Origin of the sequence: Rhodopseudomonas sp. BR0M22, assembly GCF_010907035.1 — a bacterium.
Classification (GTDB): domain Bacteria; phylum Pseudomonadota; class Alphaproteobacteria; order Rhizobiales; family Xanthobacteraceae; genus Rhodopseudomonas.
This window is the reverse complement of sequence record NZ_QUMK01000024.1, coordinates 23,668-39,706: the sequence shown is the minus strand read 5'-3', so window position 1 is coordinate 39,706 and position 16,039 is coordinate 23,668. Positions and strand designations below refer to the sequence as shown.

The window sequence follows — 16,039 nt, the reverse complement described above, 5'->3', positions numbered from 1 at the left end:
CCACGCAGCAATCACGACGCGTGGGATGCACGCGCGGGATGCGATCAGGTCGATCCGCCGCTGACGCCGGCGACCGGGAGCACTTCGGTCGCCGTGGTCCGATCGGGCGATTCTTCTTTCCAGCGCACCGAACCGAACGGCCGCTCCAGCATTCGTCGAACCCGTAACGGTTCCGGGCCGCGATGGAACGCGATGGCGCGCCGGTGCAGCGCGCGGTCGTCCTGGGTCGAGCGGCTGCGCTGGCGCAGATAATCGAGCCAGGTCGGGCATTGATAGCGCTCGGTCCACAGTTCCGGGTCGGCGACGTCGCGCGCAATCGACCAGCCATAGGCTCCGTTGCGCTGCCGGCTGAGCTGAACCTCCTGCATCACGTTGTGAAACGCACGCGCCTCGTCGGCGTGGACGCGGTAGTCGATCTCGATCACCACCGGACCGCTGCGCGAGGTCAGGGCCAGCTTGACCTCCGGGTCGTCCAGCAGCTCGGCGTCCTCGGTGCGGGTCCCGACCGGCGGCATCGGCAGCAGAAAAGCGAGCAGCGGCGAGGCCAACATCGCCAGCCCCGACAGCAGCATCGACGGCGCGACGCCGGACAGGTCGGCGACGTGGCCCCACCCCCAGCTTCCCATCGCGATGCCGCCGGAGATCGAGGCTTGGAACGCGGCGAGCGAGCGGCCCGCCACCCACCGTGGGGCCGAAAGCTGCACGCCGATGTTGAACAGGGCGATCGCCAGCATCCACACCGCGCCGGCGATCACCAGAGCGGCGGCGGTGAGCAGCGGCGAGCGGCTGATTGCGATCACCGCCATGGCGATGCCCATGATCATCGCGCACAGCCGGATCGCCGCTTCGCTGCTCAGGCGCTGCCGCGCGATCCCGACATTGAGCGCGCCGATCACCGCGCCGATACCGAAGGCGCCGAGCAGCAGGCCGTAGGTCTCGGCGCCGCTGTGCAGCAGGTCGCGCGCCACCAGCGGCATCAGGGCCAGCACCGAGGAGCCGGCGATGCCGGTCACCAGGGTGCGGGTCAGCACGATGCGGATCGCCGGCGAGTTGGTGATGTAGCGCACGCCGGAGACGATCGCGCGGCTCAGCCGCTCCGGCGGCAGCCGCGGCGGTTCGCTCTCTCGGCGCCACAGCAGCAGCACGATCAGCAGCGGCAGATACAGCACCGCATTGGCGGCGAACGCCGCCACAGCGCCGGCAGCCGCCACCACGATGCCGCCGACCGCCGGGCCGAAGCTGCGTGCAATGTTGTAGCTGATGCCGTTCAGTGCGACCGCGGCCGGCAGCGTTTCGGGCGGCACCTGCTCGGATACCGAGGCCTGCCAGGACGGGCCGAACAGCGCCATGCCGGTGCCGATCACGAAGCAGAACATCAGCAGGATGTTGGGCGTCACCAGCCCCATATGTGCCAGCGCCGCCAGCGTGGTGGCCCCGCTGAGGCCGATGCCGAGCGCGGCCAGCGCCACCAGGCGGCGGTCGTACATGTCGGCGATGGCACCGGCCGGCATCGCCACCAGCATGATCGGCAGCATCAGGGCGGTCTGCACCAGCGCCACCTTGTCGGCGGACGCGGTCATCTGCGTCATCGCCCAGGCGGCGCCGACGCCGTTGATCATCAGGCCGAGATTGGACAGCAGGCTCGCCAGCCAGATCCGCCGGAACAGCGCGTGCCGCAGCGGCGCCGCGATCCCGTCGCCGGAAAACAGCCCGCGCTTCGCCGTGCCCGCCATCTGGGTCTGACCCTCCGCCGTCCTCACCGCATCGCCGATTCATCGGCGCTCGAACAGTGATGCCTGCGAAGCGCTCGCGCTGTCCAGAGCCAACGTGGCGCAGCTCTCAGGCCAGGGTGCGGCTCACAGGTGCGCGCTGAGATCGGTGATGGTCGGCGCGTCGCCGTTCAGCGGATTTTGCGGGTCGCGGCCGTAGCGCAGCGTCTCGAACCGCATGGCGCGGGCGTCGATCATCACCAGCCGGCCGACCAGGCCTTCGCCGAATCCGACGATCTCGCGGATCGCCTCCAGCGCCATCATCGAGCCGAGCACGCCGGCCAGCGCCCCCATGACCCCGGCTTCTTCGCAGCTCGGCACCGTTCCGGCCGGCGGCGGTTCCGGAAACAGGCAGCGATAGGTCGGGTTCGGCTCGCCGGCGGCGTTTCGTTCATGGGCGCGGATCGTGGTCAGGGATCCGTCGAACTGGCCGAGCGCGGCGGTGACCAGCGGTTTCTTGGCCAGATAGCAGGCGTCCGAGACCAAATAGCGCGTGGCGAAATTATCCGAGCCATCGAGCACCAGGTCGCAGCCGCCGATCAGCGCCAGCGCGTTGGAGCCGTCGAGCCGTACCCGATGCGGCACCACGCGGACATTGGGATTGAGCGCGAGGATCCGGCTCGCTGCGCTGTCGGCCTTGCGGGCGCCGATGTCCGGCGTGGCATGGATCACCTGCCGCTGCAGGTTCGACAGCGTGACGATGTCGTCGTCGACGATGTCGAGCATGCCGATGCCGGCGGCGGCCAGATACATCAGCACCGGCGCGCCGAGCCCGCCGGCGCCGACCACCAGCACCCGCGCGTTCTTCAGCGCCGCCTGCCCGGGGCCGCCGACATCGCGCAGCACGATGTGGCGGGCATAGCGTTCCAGTTCCTCGGCACTCAGCATGATCGGATGGTATCCTTCACTTCCACGGCCGGGCCGGCACCGTCATTTGGAAGACGCGCATCCGGTTCATCCTTTCCTGTCGCCGCAATGGGGATGAGGCAGGCGAGCTGTCACGCTGCGGGGCGCGTCGAACCGGCGCAGCATTGGCGCCGACCAAGCGGGTGTGGTTATTTGCGCATGGCGCAACGTTGTTCGGGAATTGTCATGAGATCGATGCTGGCTGCAACCCTGATCGTCGCCAGTGCCGCCACGCTGGTGGTGCATGGCGTTCACGCCGCACCGAAGCAGGCTGCCGCCGCGCCTCCGGCGGCACAGACACCGGCCGAGACGGCGAAGACCCTGACCCTTGCCGAGCGTCAGGCGATTCAGTCCGATCTCGCCTGGACCGGCGATTACAACGGTCTGATCAACGGCGATGTGTCCGACCGGATGATCGCCGCCATCAAGCAATTCCAGACCAATCAGGGCCACAAGCCGACCGGTGTGCTCAATCCGCAGGAGCGCGGACAGCTCGCCCAGGCTTCGCGCAAGCTGCAGGCCAGCGTCGGATGGAAACTGGTGTCCGATCCGGTCACCGGCGCGCGGCTCGGCGTGCCGACCCGGCTGGTCCCGCAGCAGGCTTCCGACGCCAACGGGACGCGCTGGAGCTCTTCTACCGGCACGATCCAAGTCTCGCTTGCACGGCGTAAGGAGGCGAACCTTTCGACTGCCAAGCTCGCCGATCAGGAGAAGAAGGAGCCCGGCCGCAAGGTGGAATACAGCGCGGTCAAACCGGACTTCTTCGTGCTGTCGGGCACGCAGAACCAGAAGAAGTTCTACATCCGCGGCAGCTTCAAGGACGCCGAAGTCCGCATCCTCACCGTGCTGTACGACCAGGCCACCGAAGGCACCATGCAGCCGGTCGTAGTGGCGATGTCGAGCGCCTACAATCCGTTTCCGGGTGGCGTCCAGGCCGGCCCACCGCCGCGTAAGAAGGTCGAATATTCGACCGGCACGATCGTGGGCGCCGACGGCGCGATCCTCGCCGATCGCGAGGCAGTCGACGGCTGTCTGTCGATCGTGGTGGCGGGCTACGGTCCTGCCGATCTTGCAGATCGCAGCAAGGAGCACGAACTGGCGCTGTTGCGGATCTACGGCGCGTCCGAGCTGAAGCCGTTGCCGATCGGCGGCGGCGCCGCCAAGCCCGGCCCGGTCGAGGTCACCGGCGTCGCCGATCCGCAGAGCCAGGGCGGCGGCGCGGCCATCACCACCGTCAAGGCGCAGCTCACACCGGCCGGCAGCACCGGCGGCCTCGCCGTGACGCCGCCACCAAGCCTCGGCTTTTCCGGGGCACCGGCACGCGATGCGGAGGGACGTTTCGCCGGGCTGACAACGCTGCGTCTGCCGTTGGTCGCAGGGGCGGCGGATGGCGCCGCGGTGCAAGCGTCGCTGATTCCAGCCGACGCCGTCCGCAGCTATCTCACCGGGCTCGGCGTCAAGTCGGCCGATGGCAGTGTCAAGGATGTCAAAGCGAGCGTCGTCCGGGTGATTTGTGTGCGGAAGTAAACGCCGTGCAGCTCGGCTTGCCCAGCAAATTAGGGTTGGTCGGATCGACGTGTATCATGATGTTCGGCTGATATTTATGAGATTGCCGAAAGCTGAATTTCGTGAAGCCGATCGTCTATTGCGGCGAGGAGATGCCGATCGGTCATCTCGCGCCAATGAGAATCGCGTGCCCCTGCGCGCCGATGAATCGAGAATTGCTGATCGACGTTGGATTCGCCAATCATTGCTACACCGAGAAATTCATCAAGGGCATCCATTCGCCCGACCAGATTGTCGTGACTGAAGCAAGAGATCGGCACAGAGTGTTCTGTCCGGTCCGGTACAAGCTTTCCTTCCGGCTCCCAAAGCTGATTGAAGCTCTGCCACGCAGCAAGGTCCACCAGACCTCGCAACGGCGCAATTACGTTTACGTCGTTCGGCTCGAACTGGAGAAGCGTCCTTATGAGATCTATTTCATGCTCCAAAGGGCCGCGAACAATGCCGAGGCCGATTTGCGCCTGATGGTCGAAAGCGCGTACCTTGCTGAAGCAGGCTCGAACGTCAGTCGACGTCCAAACAGCATTCGTTTCATGATCCTGGCGTATAAGATCTTGGCCAACCAGCCGGTCAGGTTCGCGCCACGTTGAAACGAAAAAGACCTCCCCGAAGGGAGGTCTCGTTTCGGTTTCCACTTCGGCCGTTCGGCCTATCTCGCTCACGCGTGGACCAAGCGAACTTGGCGGGGAAGCGCTTTTCCAACCGATCTATCGCTTCATGTACACATGATACCGTACAAGGTACTTAGTTTCAACGGCTGGAGTTTCAAGTTTCGAATCGGTTTGATCTCTGCCAACGCCTTGATCTGACGAGATTGTTTTGCTGGTTTGTGCTTGTTCCGCTGGGGGCGCCTACTTCTGACAGTTCGGGCACCAGAACGTCGACCGGCCGTTCTGCACGAAGCGCTGCACCGTGCCGCCGCAGGTCGGGCACGGCTCGCCTTCGCGGTCGTAGACTTTGAACGAATGCTGGAAGTAACCGAGTTCGCCGCTGGTCTGGCGATGGTCGCGCAGTGACGAGCCGCCGGCCTTGATCGCTTCGCCAAGCACCTCGCGGATCGCCTCGGTCAGCCGCACCGCGCGGTCGGTCGGCTCCTCCTTGCGATTGGCCAGGGTCGAGGCTTTGCGCTTCGGCGACAGATGCGAGCGAAACAGCGCCTCGCAGACATAGATGTTGCCGAGCCCGGCAACCACGCGCTGATCGAGCAGCGCCGCCTTCAGGCTGGTCTGCTTGCCGGCGCAGGCTTTCGCCAGCAGGCTGGCGTCGAATGCGTTGCCGAGCGGCTCCGGGCCGAGGCCCTTCAGGTGGGGCTCGGTGTCGATCTCGCTGCGCGGAAACACCTTCATGAACCCGAACCGGCGCGGGTCGTTGAACACGATGCGGGCGCCGGACGCCATGTCGAACACGACGTGATCGTGGGTACGGTTCTCGCTGCGTGGATAGTGGAACTCGCCCGGCGTGGTCTCGCCGTCGGCCTCGACCACCCGGAACGAGCCGGACATCCCGAGATGCATCAGCAGCACGTCGCCGCTCGACAGGTCCGCCAAGAGATATTTGGCGCGCCGGCCCAGGCCCGTCACGGTCTGGCCGGTGAGGCGGGCGACGAAATCCTTCTGCAGCGGGAACCGCAAATTCTCCCGGTGCGCTACCGCGCGGTCGATCCGGAATCCCTCCATCGCCGGCTGCAGCCCGCGGCGGACGGTCTCGACTTCGGGGAGTTCAGGCATGATTGGCTCGTCAGGATGACGGGGAGGGCTTGATTCGTCGCGAAAATCGGTGCCCCAAAGCTAGGGCATTCAGGCAATAGCGCCTCCGCATCAAGCGCGCTATATGGTCGGCCGCGGACCGCGTTTTCGTGTTTCGGGCGGCATTCGGCCCGAAAAGCCGTCCGCGCGCAGGAGTTGAAGGCATGACTGAGCCGGGCGAGACCACGCATTTCGGCTATCGCGACGTTCCGCTGGACGAGAAGCAGACGCTGGTCAACGACGTGTTTCACAGCGTCGCCGGCCGCTACGACCTGATGAACGATCTGATGTCGGGCGGCATGCACCGGTTGTGGAAGGACGTGATGATCACGACCCTCAACCCGCCGCGCGACGACACGCCGTTCCGGCTGCTCGACGTTGCCGGCGGCACCGGCGACATCTCGTTCCGTGCCGCCAAGGCCTCGGGCGCCGGCTTTCACTCCACCGTCTGCGACATCAACACCGATATGCTCGAAGTCGGCCGCCAGCGCGCGGTCGAGCGCAATCTCGACGACAAGGTCGACTTCGTCGAGGGCAATGCCGAGAGCCTGCAGTTCGACGACCGCAGCTTCGACGCCTACACCATCGCGTTCGGCATCCGGAACGTGCCGCGGATCGATCTGGCGCTGAAGGAGGCGTATCGGGTGCTCAAGCCGGGCAGCCGCTTCCTGTGCCTGGAGTTCTCCAGCGTCGATGTGCCCGGGCTGGACAAGATCTACGACCTGTTCTCGTTCAAGGTGATCCCGCAGATCGGCCGCGTCGTCACCGGCGATGCCGACAGCTATCAGTATCTGGTCGAATCGATCCGCAAATTCCCCAAGCCGTATGACTTCGCCGAGATGATGCGTGACGCCGGTTTTGCGCGCGCCAACTGGCAGGTGATGAGCGGCGGCATCGTCGCGCTGCATTCGGGCTGGCGTTTGTGATCGCAGCACTCACTCATGTGGCGCGGCTCGGCCGCGCCGCCTTCGTGTTCGCGCGCGAGGGCGTGTTCGGCGTGGTCGATCCGGCGCTGATTCCGCCGGCCGGTCAGGTGCCGGTGCGGCTGGCGCGGCTGATCGAGCGCCGCGGCGCCAAGTCGGGCGCGCGGCTGACGCGGGCGCTGACCCGGCTCGGTCCGGCCTATCTCAAGCTCGGCCAATTCCTCGCCACCCGCCCCGACGTTGTTGGCGTCGCGATGGCGCGCGATCTCGAAAGCCTGCAGGACCGGCTGCCGCCCTTCTCACAGGACGAAGCCGAGCAGGTGATCGCGACTTCGCTGGAGCGGCCGGTCCGCGAGCTGTTCATCAGTCTCAGCCCGCCGGTGGCGGCGGCCTCGATCGCCCAGGTGCATCGCGGCGAGATCGAAGTCGACGGGGTGCGCAAGCAGGTCGCCGTCAAGGTGCTGCGGCCGAACGTGTCGTCGCGGTTCAGGCGCGACCTGTCCGACTTCTTTTATGTGGCCGAGAAGGCCGAGCTGTACTCCGCCGAGGCGCGGCGATTGCGGCTGGTTGAGGTCATCAACACGATGTCGCGCTCGGTCGCGATGGAGATGGACCTGCGGCTGGAGGCAGCCGCGGCGTCCGAGATGGCCGAGAACACCAAGGACGATCCGGACTTCCGCGTCCCGACCGTCGACTGGGATCGCACCAGCCACAACGTCCTCACGATGGAGTGGATCGACGGCATCCCGCTGAACGATCACGCCCGTCTGAAGGACGCCGACGTCGACACCGTCGAGCTCGGCCGCAAGGTGATCCAGAGCTTTCTGCGCCATGCGCTGCGCGACGGCTTTTTCCACGCCGACATGCATCCGGGCAATCTGTTCCTGGATCGCGACGGCAAGCTGGTGGCGGTTGATTTCGGCATCATGGGGCGGCTGCTGCCGAAGGAGCGGCGCTTCCTCGCCGAGATCCTGCTCGGCTTCATCACCCGCAATTATCGCCGCGTCGCCGAGGTGCATTTCGAGGCCGGTTATGTGCCGCCGCATCATTCGGTCGAGAATTTCGCGCAGGCGATCCGTGCGATCGGCGAGCCGATCCACAATCGCACCGCCGAAGAAATCTCGATGGCCAAGCTGCTGACGCTGCTGCTCGAGGTCACCGGCCTGTTCGACATGCGGACCCGGCCGGAGCTGATCCTGCTGCAGAAGACCATGGTGGTGGTCGAAGGCGTGGCCCGATCGTTCGATCCCAAGCTCGACATCTGGAAGGTTGCCGATCCGGTGGTGCGCGAATGGATCCAGCGCAATCTGGGCCCGATCGGCAAGGTCGAGGGCGCGCTCGCCGGCGCTGGTGAGCTTGGTCACACCCTGAGCGGCCTGCCGACCATCGTGTCGCGCGCCGTCACGGTGCTGAACCAGCTCGAGGTCATGACCAAGGACGGCCTGGTGCTGGCGCCGGAGACCATCGCCGCGATCGGTCGCAATGAGCGTGGCCGTACCCGCGGCCGGACGGTGGCGCTGTGGGTGATCGCCGCAACCTTCATCGGCGTGCTGATCGCGCTGTCGCGGATGATCTGATCGCATTGCATTCATCTCTTGAATGCAATGCGGGCGTCGATTAGCCTTTCCGCATGGCCAATCTGACGATCCGCAAGCTCGACGACGTCCTCAAAGCCGAACTGCGCCAGCGCGCGGCCGCCAATGGCCGCTCGATGGAGGACGAGGTCCGGGTGATCCTGCGCGATGCCTGCCACAAGCGGCTCGGCTTCGCGGAACCCTTGTCGGCCGAACCTTCCGTTCCGTCAGTCCCCATGCCCGAGGATCCGCCGGAGGGCGCGCGCTCCCAACCGCAGCCGGGCGGCGCGCGGGTGACGCTGATCGTCGGCGGCGGCATCGCGGCCTACAAGGCGATGGACCTGATCCGCCGGCTGAAGGAGCGCGGTGCCGATGTCCGCGTGGTGCTGACCAAGGCGGCCCAGCAGTTCGTCACGCCGCTGACCGCCAGCGCGCTGTCGCATCAGCGCTGCTACACCGATCTGTTCGACCCCTCCAGCGAGTTCGATGCCGGGCACATCCGCCTGGCCCGCGATTGCGACCTGATCGTCGTCGCGCCGGCGACTGCCGACCTGATGGCCAAGATCGCCGGCGGTCATGCCGATGACCTTGCGACCGCGATCCTGCTCGCCACCAATCGCCAGATCCTGCTGGCGCCGGCGATGAACCCGCTGATGTGGAACAACGCCGCGACCCGGCGCAATGTCGCCCAGCTCAAGCAGGACGGCGTCGTGATGGTCGGCCCCAATGCCGGCGAGATGGCCGAGCGCGGCGAGGCCGGTGTCGGCCGGATGGCGGAGCCGATCGAGATTGCCGCCGCCGCCGAGGCGCTGTGGCGGCCGCAGCCGCCGAAGCCGCTGCTCGGCAAGCGCGTGCTGATCACCGCTGGTCCCACCCACGAGCCGATCGATCCGGTGCGCTACATCGCCAACCGCTCGTCCGGCAAACAGGGCTACGCCATTGCGGCTGCTGCGGCTGCCGCCGGCGCCGAGGTGACGCTGATTTCGGGTCCGGTCGAGCTGCGCGCGCCGGCGGGTGTCGATCTCACCCGTGTGGAGTCGGCCCGCGAGATGCTTGCTGCCGTCCAATCGTCGCTGCCGGCCGATGTGGCGATCTTCGCCGCTGCGGTGGCGGACTGGCGCGTCGCCAGCGAAGGCGAGCAAAAGCTCAAGAAGGGGGCCGGCGGGCCGCCGCCGTTGCGGCTCACCGAGAATCCCGACATCCTCGCCACGATTGCGAAGTTGACCGAAGGCCGGCCGCCGCTGGTGATCGGCTTTGCGGCCGAAACCGAAAACCTGATCGACAACGCCACCGCCAAGCTCGCCCGCAAGGGCTGCGACTGGATCGTGGCCAACGACGTGTCGCCGGCCACCGGCGTGATGGGCGGCGATCGCAACACCGTGCATCTGTTGATGCGCCATGGCGCCGCCACCGATCTCGAATCGTGGCCGCTGATGACCAAGGACGAAGTGGCGACCGCGCTGGTGGCGCGGATCGCCCAAGCAATGGCAGTTCTAGCATGAGCCAAGTGATCACCGTTTCGATTCGCCATCTGCCGCACGGCGAAGGCCTGCCGCTTCCGGACTATCAGACAGCGAATGCCGCCGGGCTCGACCTGATCGCGGCGGTTCCGCAGGGCGCGCCGCTGACGCTGCAGCCCGGCCGCTATGTGCTGGTCCCGACCGGGCTCACGATCGCACTTCCGGAAAACTACGAGGCTCAGGTACGGCCGCGTTCGGGGCTCGCCGCCAAGCACGGCGTCACGGTGCTGAACGCGCCGGGCACAATCGACGCCGATTATCGCGGCGAGATCGGCGTGCTGCTGATCAATCACGGCACCGAGCCCTTCCCCATCTGCCGCGGCGAACGCATCGCCCAGATGGTGATCGCGCCGGTCAGCCGCGCTCGGTTCGTTGCGGTCGACGCACTGCCGGAAACCGGCCGCGGCGCCGGTGGTTTCGGCTCGACCGGCCGCTGAGTAGCGGCACCGCATTGAGGTGATACTTCCGCGACTCCACTACATTTAGTGTCAAGCACGGCCGGAATCGGCGCCGGAAAATATAAACCGTCCGTTTGCGAACGGTCGCGCCTCCGTTCACGGTCTGGACTCTTACCCCCCGAGTCGCGATGGCGATAATGTCCATTGATTCGGCTATGGCGCGGCTTGTGAGTTGCGCCGTGCGGTTTGGGGCAATCGATGTCAGGCGTATTGGGGTCCATACGTCGGACCAGTCTGTCGTGCACGGCGTTGGTGCATGGTCTGGCTGGGACGGCCGTGATGGTCGTGTCGTCGCCGGCGCGCGCCGCAGACGATCGCCTGGCCGCCGTCACCTCGTCGCTGCTGATCGATCTCAACCGCCACGAGATGATGACGCTGATCGTCTCGCTCGCGGCGTTGGGCTTTTCGGTGATGGCGGCGATCATGCTGGTCCGGACGCGGCAGCGTGCGGTCGAGCGCGAGGCTGCGCTGCGCGCCGATCTCAACGGCCTGCAGGCGGAATCCGATCGTTTCCAGGCGTTGCTGTTCGCAGAGCCGCAGGTGCTGGTGTCCTGGACCGCGGGTGAGAGCCAGCCGCAGATCAGCGGCGACACCGCCTTGTTCATGCCTCCGGACGCCCAGAACCGCCAGTCGCAGCGCATCCTGGCGTTCGGCACCTGGCTGCCACCCGAGCCGGCGCTGCAGATGGATCACGCGGTCGATGCGCTGCTCGACAAGGGCGAGGGGTTCCTGCTGCAGCTCGTCACCTCCGGCGGCCGAGCGATCGAGGCGATGGGGCGGGCCGTCGGCGGACAGGCGGTGGTGCGGATTCGCGAACTCAGCGGCGTGCGCCGCGAACTCGCCGACATGACCCGGCGCTTCAAGGCGCTGCAGGAAGAAACCGAAATGCTGCGCGGCTTCGCCATCGCCGCGCCGTGGCCGATCTGGACCCGACGCACCGACGGCACGCTCAGCTTCGCCAACGCAGCCTATGCGCGCGCGACCGATGCCAGCGACGCGGCGGATGCGATCAGCCGCAATCTCGAATTGCTCGATACCGGCGACCGCGCCGCTCTGGCCCGCTCGCTCGGCGACAATGCCGAATTCACCGGCCGGCTGCCGATCGTGGTCGGTGGCGAGCGCCGCTATTTCGACGTGCGGGCGCTCAAGGTGCCCGGCGGCAGCGCCGGCATCGCGGTCGACGCTACCGAAACCGCCGCGCTCGGCGCCGCGCTGGAGCGAATGGCGGATGCGCATCGCCGGACGCTCGATCAGCTTTCGTCCGGCGTCGCGGTGTTCGACGCGCAGCGGCGGCTGAAGTTCTACAACGACTCCTATCGCAAGCTGTGGGACTTCGACCGCATCTTCCTCGACAGCCGTCCCGACGATTCCACAGTGCTCGACCGCCTGCGCGCCGAGCGCAAGCTGCCGGAAGAGCGCGACTTCAAGGCCTGGAAGAACAAGCTGCACGAAGCCTATCGGGCGGTCGAAGCCGAAAAGGACGTCTGGTATCTGCCGGACGGCCGCGCCGTCAGCATCGTCACTACGCCGAATCCCGAGGGCGGCGTCACCTATCTGTTCGACGACGTCACCGAAAGCCTCGACCTCAAGCGTCGCTATGGCGGCCTGATCGACGTCCAGCGCGAGACGCTCGACAACCTCTCCGAAGCCGTCGCGGTGTTCGGCTCCAACGGCTGCGCGCAGTTGTTCAATCCGCCGTTCGCGCGGATGTGGCATCTGACCGCGGAGGCGATGCAGAGCCAGCCGCACATCGAGGCGATCGAGGAGTGGTGCCGGCCGCTGTTCGACGACGACGTGTTCTGGCAGGCGCTGCGCGGTGCCATTACCGGCATCGACGATCGCCGTCACGTCCTGCTCAAGCTGGAGCGGAAGGACGGCAGCGTGCTGGCGTGCAAGACCATGCCGTTGCCGGACGGCGCCACGATGCTGACGTTCCAGGACATCACCGACACCGAGAACGTCGAGCGGGCGCTGCGCGAGCGCAACGAGGCGCTGGAGACGGCCGACCGCATTAAGATCGACTTCGTCCACCACGTTTCCTACGAGCTGCGTTCGCCCCTGACCACGATCATCGGCTTTGCGCATTTCCTCAGCGATTCCTCGACCGGACCGCTGACCGACAAGCAGGCCGAGTACGTGAACTACATCACGACCTCGACCAACGCGCTGATGGCGATCATCAACAACATCCTCGATCTCGCCAGCATCGATGCCGGGGCGATGACGCTCAATCTCGGGCCGATCGACATCCGCAAAGCGATCGACGCCGCCGCCGAGGGCATTCAGGACCGGCTGGCGCGCGACCAGATCGCCCTGCAGATCGACATCGATCCGACGATCGACCGCTTCATCGGCGACGAGCGGCGAGTCGTGCAGGTGCTGTACAATCTGCTCGCCAATGCGATCGATTTCTCGCCGCCGCAGGGGACGGTTCGGCTGGCCGTGCGCAAGGGCGAGCAGCGCGTGGCGTTCACCGTCGCCGACGCCGGGCCGGGAATCGCGCCGGCGTTCAAAGAGAAGATGTTCGATCTGTTCGAAAGCGACCCGCAGGGGTCGCGGCATCGCGGCGCCGGGCTCGGGCTGTCGCTGGTGCGCTCGTTCGTCGAACTGCACGGCGGCAAAGTCCAGGTCGAGTCGGCGATCGGCCGCGGCACCTCGGTGACCTGCGAGTTTCCGATCGAGCCGGCCGCCCAACGTCACGCCGCCGAATGAGCGCGGCGGCGACATTCTCGGTCGCGCTCGCGAACGAGGTCGCGACCACGCGGCTGATGGCCGAAGTGGCGCTGCTGATCGGCCCGGGCGATGTCGTGACCCTGTCGGGCGATCTCGGCGCCGGCAAGACCGCCGCGGCGCGGGCGATGATCCGTTATCTGGCCGCGGACGACACGCTGGAAGTGCCGAGCCCGACCTTCACGCTGGTGCAGACTTACGATCTGCCGCCGTATCCGCTGCTGCATGCGGATCTCTACCGCGTCGAGGATCCGTCGGAGCTGGAAGAGATCGGGCTGTCGCCGCTGCCGGACGGGACCGTCGCGCTGATCGAATGGCCCGAGCGCGCCGCCTCGGAGCTGCCGGAAGACCGCATCGATATCGCGCTGAGCCATCGCCCGGCGCTGGGCCCGTCGGCGCGCGCTGCGGAGATCACCGGTCACGGCAAGGCTGTGAAGCAGGTCGAGCGCCTCGCCGCGCTGCGCAGCTTCATCGAAACCGCCGGCTATGCGGACGCCGAGCGTCGCCACATGCCGGGCGATGCCTCGACGCGTTCCTACGCGCGGCTGCAGCGCGGCGGCGAGAGCGTGATTCTGATGAACGCACCGCGTCGTCCGGATGGTCCGGCGCTGTATGCCGGCAAGAGCTACAGCGCCGCGGTGCATTTGGCCGAGGATGTCCGGCCGTTCGTTGCCATCGCCCAGGGGCTGCGCGAACGCGGCTTCTCGGCGCCTGCGATTCATCATGCCGATCTCGACGCGGGCTTTCTGATCACCGAGGATCTCGGCGGCGTCGGCTTCGTCGAAGGCTCCCCTGCGGCGCCCGTCGTGGAACGCTATCAGGCCGCCGCCGACATGCTGGCGGCGCTGCATGCCAGGCCGCTGCCGGATCATCTGCCGCTGTCGGCGCGCGAGAGCTACGCGGTGCCGAGTTTCGACGAAGACGCGATGATGATCGAGGTCGGGCTGATGCCGGAATGGTATCTGCCGGATCGCGGCGCACCGCCGACCGAGGTGCTGCGCGCCGAATTCGCCGCGCTCTGGCGCAAGCTGCTGGCCGGCATCGGGGCCGAGCCGCGGACCTGGGTGCTACGCGATTATCATTCGCCGAATCTGATCTGGCTGGAGGACCGTCCCGGTATCGAGCGCGTCGGAATCATCGACTTCCAGGACACCGTGCTGGGCCCTGCCGCCTACGACGTGGTGTCGCTGCTGCAGGATGCCCGGATCGACGTGCCCGAGGCCGTCGAGCTGTCGCTGCTCGGCCGCTACGTCAAAGCCCGGCTCGCCGCCGATCCGGAGTTCGACGCCGCCGGCTTCGCGCGGCTCTATGCGGTGATGTCGGCGCAGCGAAATACACGGCTATTGGGAACTTTCGCCCGACTCAACCGGCGGGACGGCAAGTCGCAGTACTTGAAACATCAGCCGCGGGTGTGGGCGTATCTGGCCCGTTCGCTGGCACATCCGGCGCTCGCCGAGGTCCGGGCTTGGTACCGGGACCATGTGCCGCCACCGCTCTGATTCGGCCGATTTCTTTTACCCATCTTTAGCGCAGCGACCCGTAGTCTTGCGGGGCGTGGCGCCGCGGCATGGCCGGGCGGCACGAAAATCGAACTGCAGGACGACGAGATGGTTGCCGAACGCAATAAGGACGGCCGCGTTGTATTCGACCGCGGGTTGCGCGCTCAGATGATGGCGATCGACGGCACCTGGCGCCGTCCCTGTCTGCTCGAGGACGTCTCCGAACTCGGCGCCAAACTGACGATCGAAGGCTCGGTCGAAGGGCTCAACCTCAAGGAGTTCTTCCTGCTGCTATCGTCTACCGGTCTGGCCTATCGGCGCTGCGAGCTGAGCTGGATCAACGGCGACCAGATCGGCGTGAGCTTCCTGCGCCTCGACAAGAAAAAGAAGCGCCCTGCGGCCCAGGCCGAGAACGCCTGACCTGGTTCTGAAGCGCGTTCTTGCGTGTCCCGCCGAGCTGCCCCCGGCGTCGTATCTCCGTCATGATCCCCGACTACCCAGAGGTCGCCTCCGATAGACCGTTCGGAGCCGCGTGATACAATCGATTCGCGCCGCCTGGTGCGTTCCGAGTCGGAGAACATGACCGTTCGTCCCCACAAAGCCATGGTACTTGCCGCCGGCCTCGGCCTGCGGATGCGACCGCTCACCGATCATATGCCGAAGCCGCTGGTGTCCGTCGCCGGCCGTCCGCTGCTCGACCACGTTCTCGACCGTCTGGCCGAGGTCGGCGTCGCCGAGGCGGTCGTCAATGTCCACTATTTGCCGGACCAGATCATCGACCATGTCGCCGGGCGGACGAGCCCCCGGGTGATCATTTCCGACGAGCGCGATCAGGTGCTCGGCACCGGCGGCGCTGTGGTGAAGGCGCTGCCGCTGCTCGGCGACGCGCCGTTCTATCACCTCAATGCCGATACGATGTGGATCGACGGCGTGCGGCCCAATCTGGCCCGGCTCGCCGAAGCGTTCGATCCGGCCCGCATGGACATCCTGCTGCTGATGGCGCCGACCGCGAACAGCATCGGCTATACGGGCAAGGGTGACTTCGCGATGAGCCCCAACGGCGGCTTGCAGCGGCGCAAGGAAACCGAGGTGGTGCCGTTTGTCTATGCGGGCGCCGCGATCATGTCGCCGGCGATCTTCAAGGACGCGCCGGAGGGCGAATTTTCGCTGACCAAGATGTTCGACCGGGCCGGCCAGCAACATCGGCTGCACGGGCTGCGGCTCGAAGGCGTTTGGATGCATGTCGGCACGCCGGACGCGGTGACTGCGGCTGAACGAGCCTACCTCGCCAGCGTCGCCTGAGAGGGCGGCCGGCGCCGGCCACCTCCTTTCGCCGGATTTGCCGTGCCATG

Annotated in this window: 13 protein-coding genes; 10 read left to right on the top strand and 3 right to left on the bottom strand. The window is 66.7% G+C overall.

The window, feature by feature from the left end; translation table 11 throughout:
* Window positions 1-44: 44 nt before the first annotated feature.
* Together DY468_RS10065 and DY468_RS10060 are read right to left on the bottom strand one after the other, a co-directional pair.
* Complete coding sequence (locus tag DY468_RS10065; RefSeq protein WP_164604678.1) at window positions 45-1,733, bottom strand: MFS transporter; 1,689 nt, start codon at window positions 1,731-1,733, stop codon at window positions 45-47.
* A 123-nt stretch (window positions 1,734-1,856) separates the two neighbouring features.
* A complete protein-coding gene (locus DY468_RS10060; RefSeq protein ID WP_164604677.1) occupies window positions 1,857-2,657 on the bottom strand; it encodes a HesA/MoeB/ThiF family protein in 801 nt (266 codons plus the stop codon).
* A 204-nt stretch (window positions 2,658-2,861) separates the two neighbouring features.
* Here DY468_RS10060 and DY468_RS10055 point away from each other — a divergent pair, with 204 nt between their 5' ends.
* Both DY468_RS10055 and DY468_RS10050 read left to right on the top strand, forming a co-directional pair.
* The gene (locus tag DY468_RS10055; protein WP_164604676.1) at window positions 2,862-4,202 is read left to right on the top strand and encodes a peptidoglycan-binding protein; all 1,341 of its coding nucleotides are present in this window, start codon (window positions 2,862-2,864) and stop codon (window positions 4,200-4,202) included.
* A gap of 101 nt (window positions 4,203-4,303) precedes the next feature.
* Window positions 4,304-4,828, top strand: a complete 525-nt coding sequence (locus DY468_RS10050; protein WP_164604675.1) for a YjaZ family protein — start codon at window positions 4,304-4,306, stop codon at window positions 4,826-4,828.
* A gap of 261 nt (window positions 4,829-5,089) precedes the next feature.
* On the opposite strand, the gene mutM is transcribed toward DY468_RS10050, so the two are convergent.
* The gene (gene mutM / locus DY468_RS10045) at window positions 5,090-5,965 is read right to left on the bottom strand and encodes a bifunctional DNA-formamidopyrimidine glycosylase/DNA-(apurinic or apyrimidinic site) lyase (RefSeq protein ID WP_164604674.1); all 876 of its coding nucleotides are present in this window, start codon (window positions 5,963-5,965) and stop codon (window positions 5,090-5,092) included.
* Window positions 5,966-6,147: 182 nt separating this feature from the next.
* On the opposite strand from mutM, the gene ubiE reads away from it, so the two are divergent.
* The 8 genes from ubiE (at window position 6,148) to DY468_RS10005 (ending at window position 15,989) form a co-directional block, all read left to right on the top strand.
* Entirely contained in the window at window positions 6,148-6,909 is a 762-nt protein-coding gene (gene ubiE / locus DY468_RS10040; RefSeq protein WP_164604673.1) for a bifunctional demethylmenaquinone methyltransferase/2-methoxy-6-polyprenyl-1,4-benzoquinol methylase UbiE, read from the top strand.
* Entirely contained in the window at window positions 6,906-8,483 is a 1,578-nt protein-coding gene (ubiB, locus tag DY468_RS10035; protein ID WP_164604672.1) for a 2-polyprenylphenol 6-hydroxylase, read from the top strand. Before ubiE ends, ubiB begins: the two co-directional genes overlap by 4 nt.
* 53 nt (window positions 8,484-8,536) lie before the next feature.
* Window positions 8,537-9,982, top strand: a complete 1,446-nt coding sequence (gene coaBC, locus DY468_RS10030) for a bifunctional phosphopantothenoylcysteine decarboxylase/phosphopantothenate--cysteine ligase CoaBC (RefSeq protein WP_164604671.1) — start codon at window positions 8,537-8,539, stop codon at window positions 9,980-9,982.
* Entirely contained in the window at window positions 9,979-10,437 is a 459-nt protein-coding gene (gene dut / locus DY468_RS10025) for a dUTP diphosphatase (protein WP_164604670.1), read from the top strand. Before coaBC ends, dut begins: the two co-directional genes overlap by 4 nt.
* A 219-nt stretch (window positions 10,438-10,656) precedes the next feature.
* The gene (locus tag DY468_RS10020; RefSeq protein WP_164604669.1) at window positions 10,657-13,170 is read left to right on the top strand and encodes a sensor histidine kinase; all 2,514 of its coding nucleotides are present in this window, start codon (window positions 10,657-10,659) and stop codon (window positions 13,168-13,170) included.
* Window positions 13,167-14,687 (top strand): tRNA (adenosine(37)-N6)-threonylcarbamoyltransferase complex ATPase subunit type 1 TsaE, encoded by a 1,521-nt coding sequence (gene tsaE, locus DY468_RS10015; RefSeq protein WP_164604668.1) that lies wholly within the window; start codon window positions 13,167-13,169, stop codon window positions 14,685-14,687. The genes DY468_RS10020 and tsaE overlap by 4 nt, the downstream gene beginning before the upstream one ends.
* A 108-nt stretch (window positions 14,688-14,795) precedes the next feature.
* The gene (locus DY468_RS10010) at window positions 14,796-15,107 is read left to right on the top strand and encodes a PilZ domain-containing protein (protein ID WP_164604667.1); all 312 of its coding nucleotides are present in this window, start codon (window positions 14,796-14,798) and stop codon (window positions 15,105-15,107) included.
* Window positions 15,108-15,266: 159 nt separating this feature from the next.
* Entirely contained in the window at window positions 15,267-15,989 is a 723-nt protein-coding gene (locus DY468_RS10005) for a nucleotidyltransferase family protein (RefSeq protein WP_164604666.1), read from the top strand.
* The last annotated feature ends 50 nt before the right edge of the window (window positions 15,990-16,039 follow it).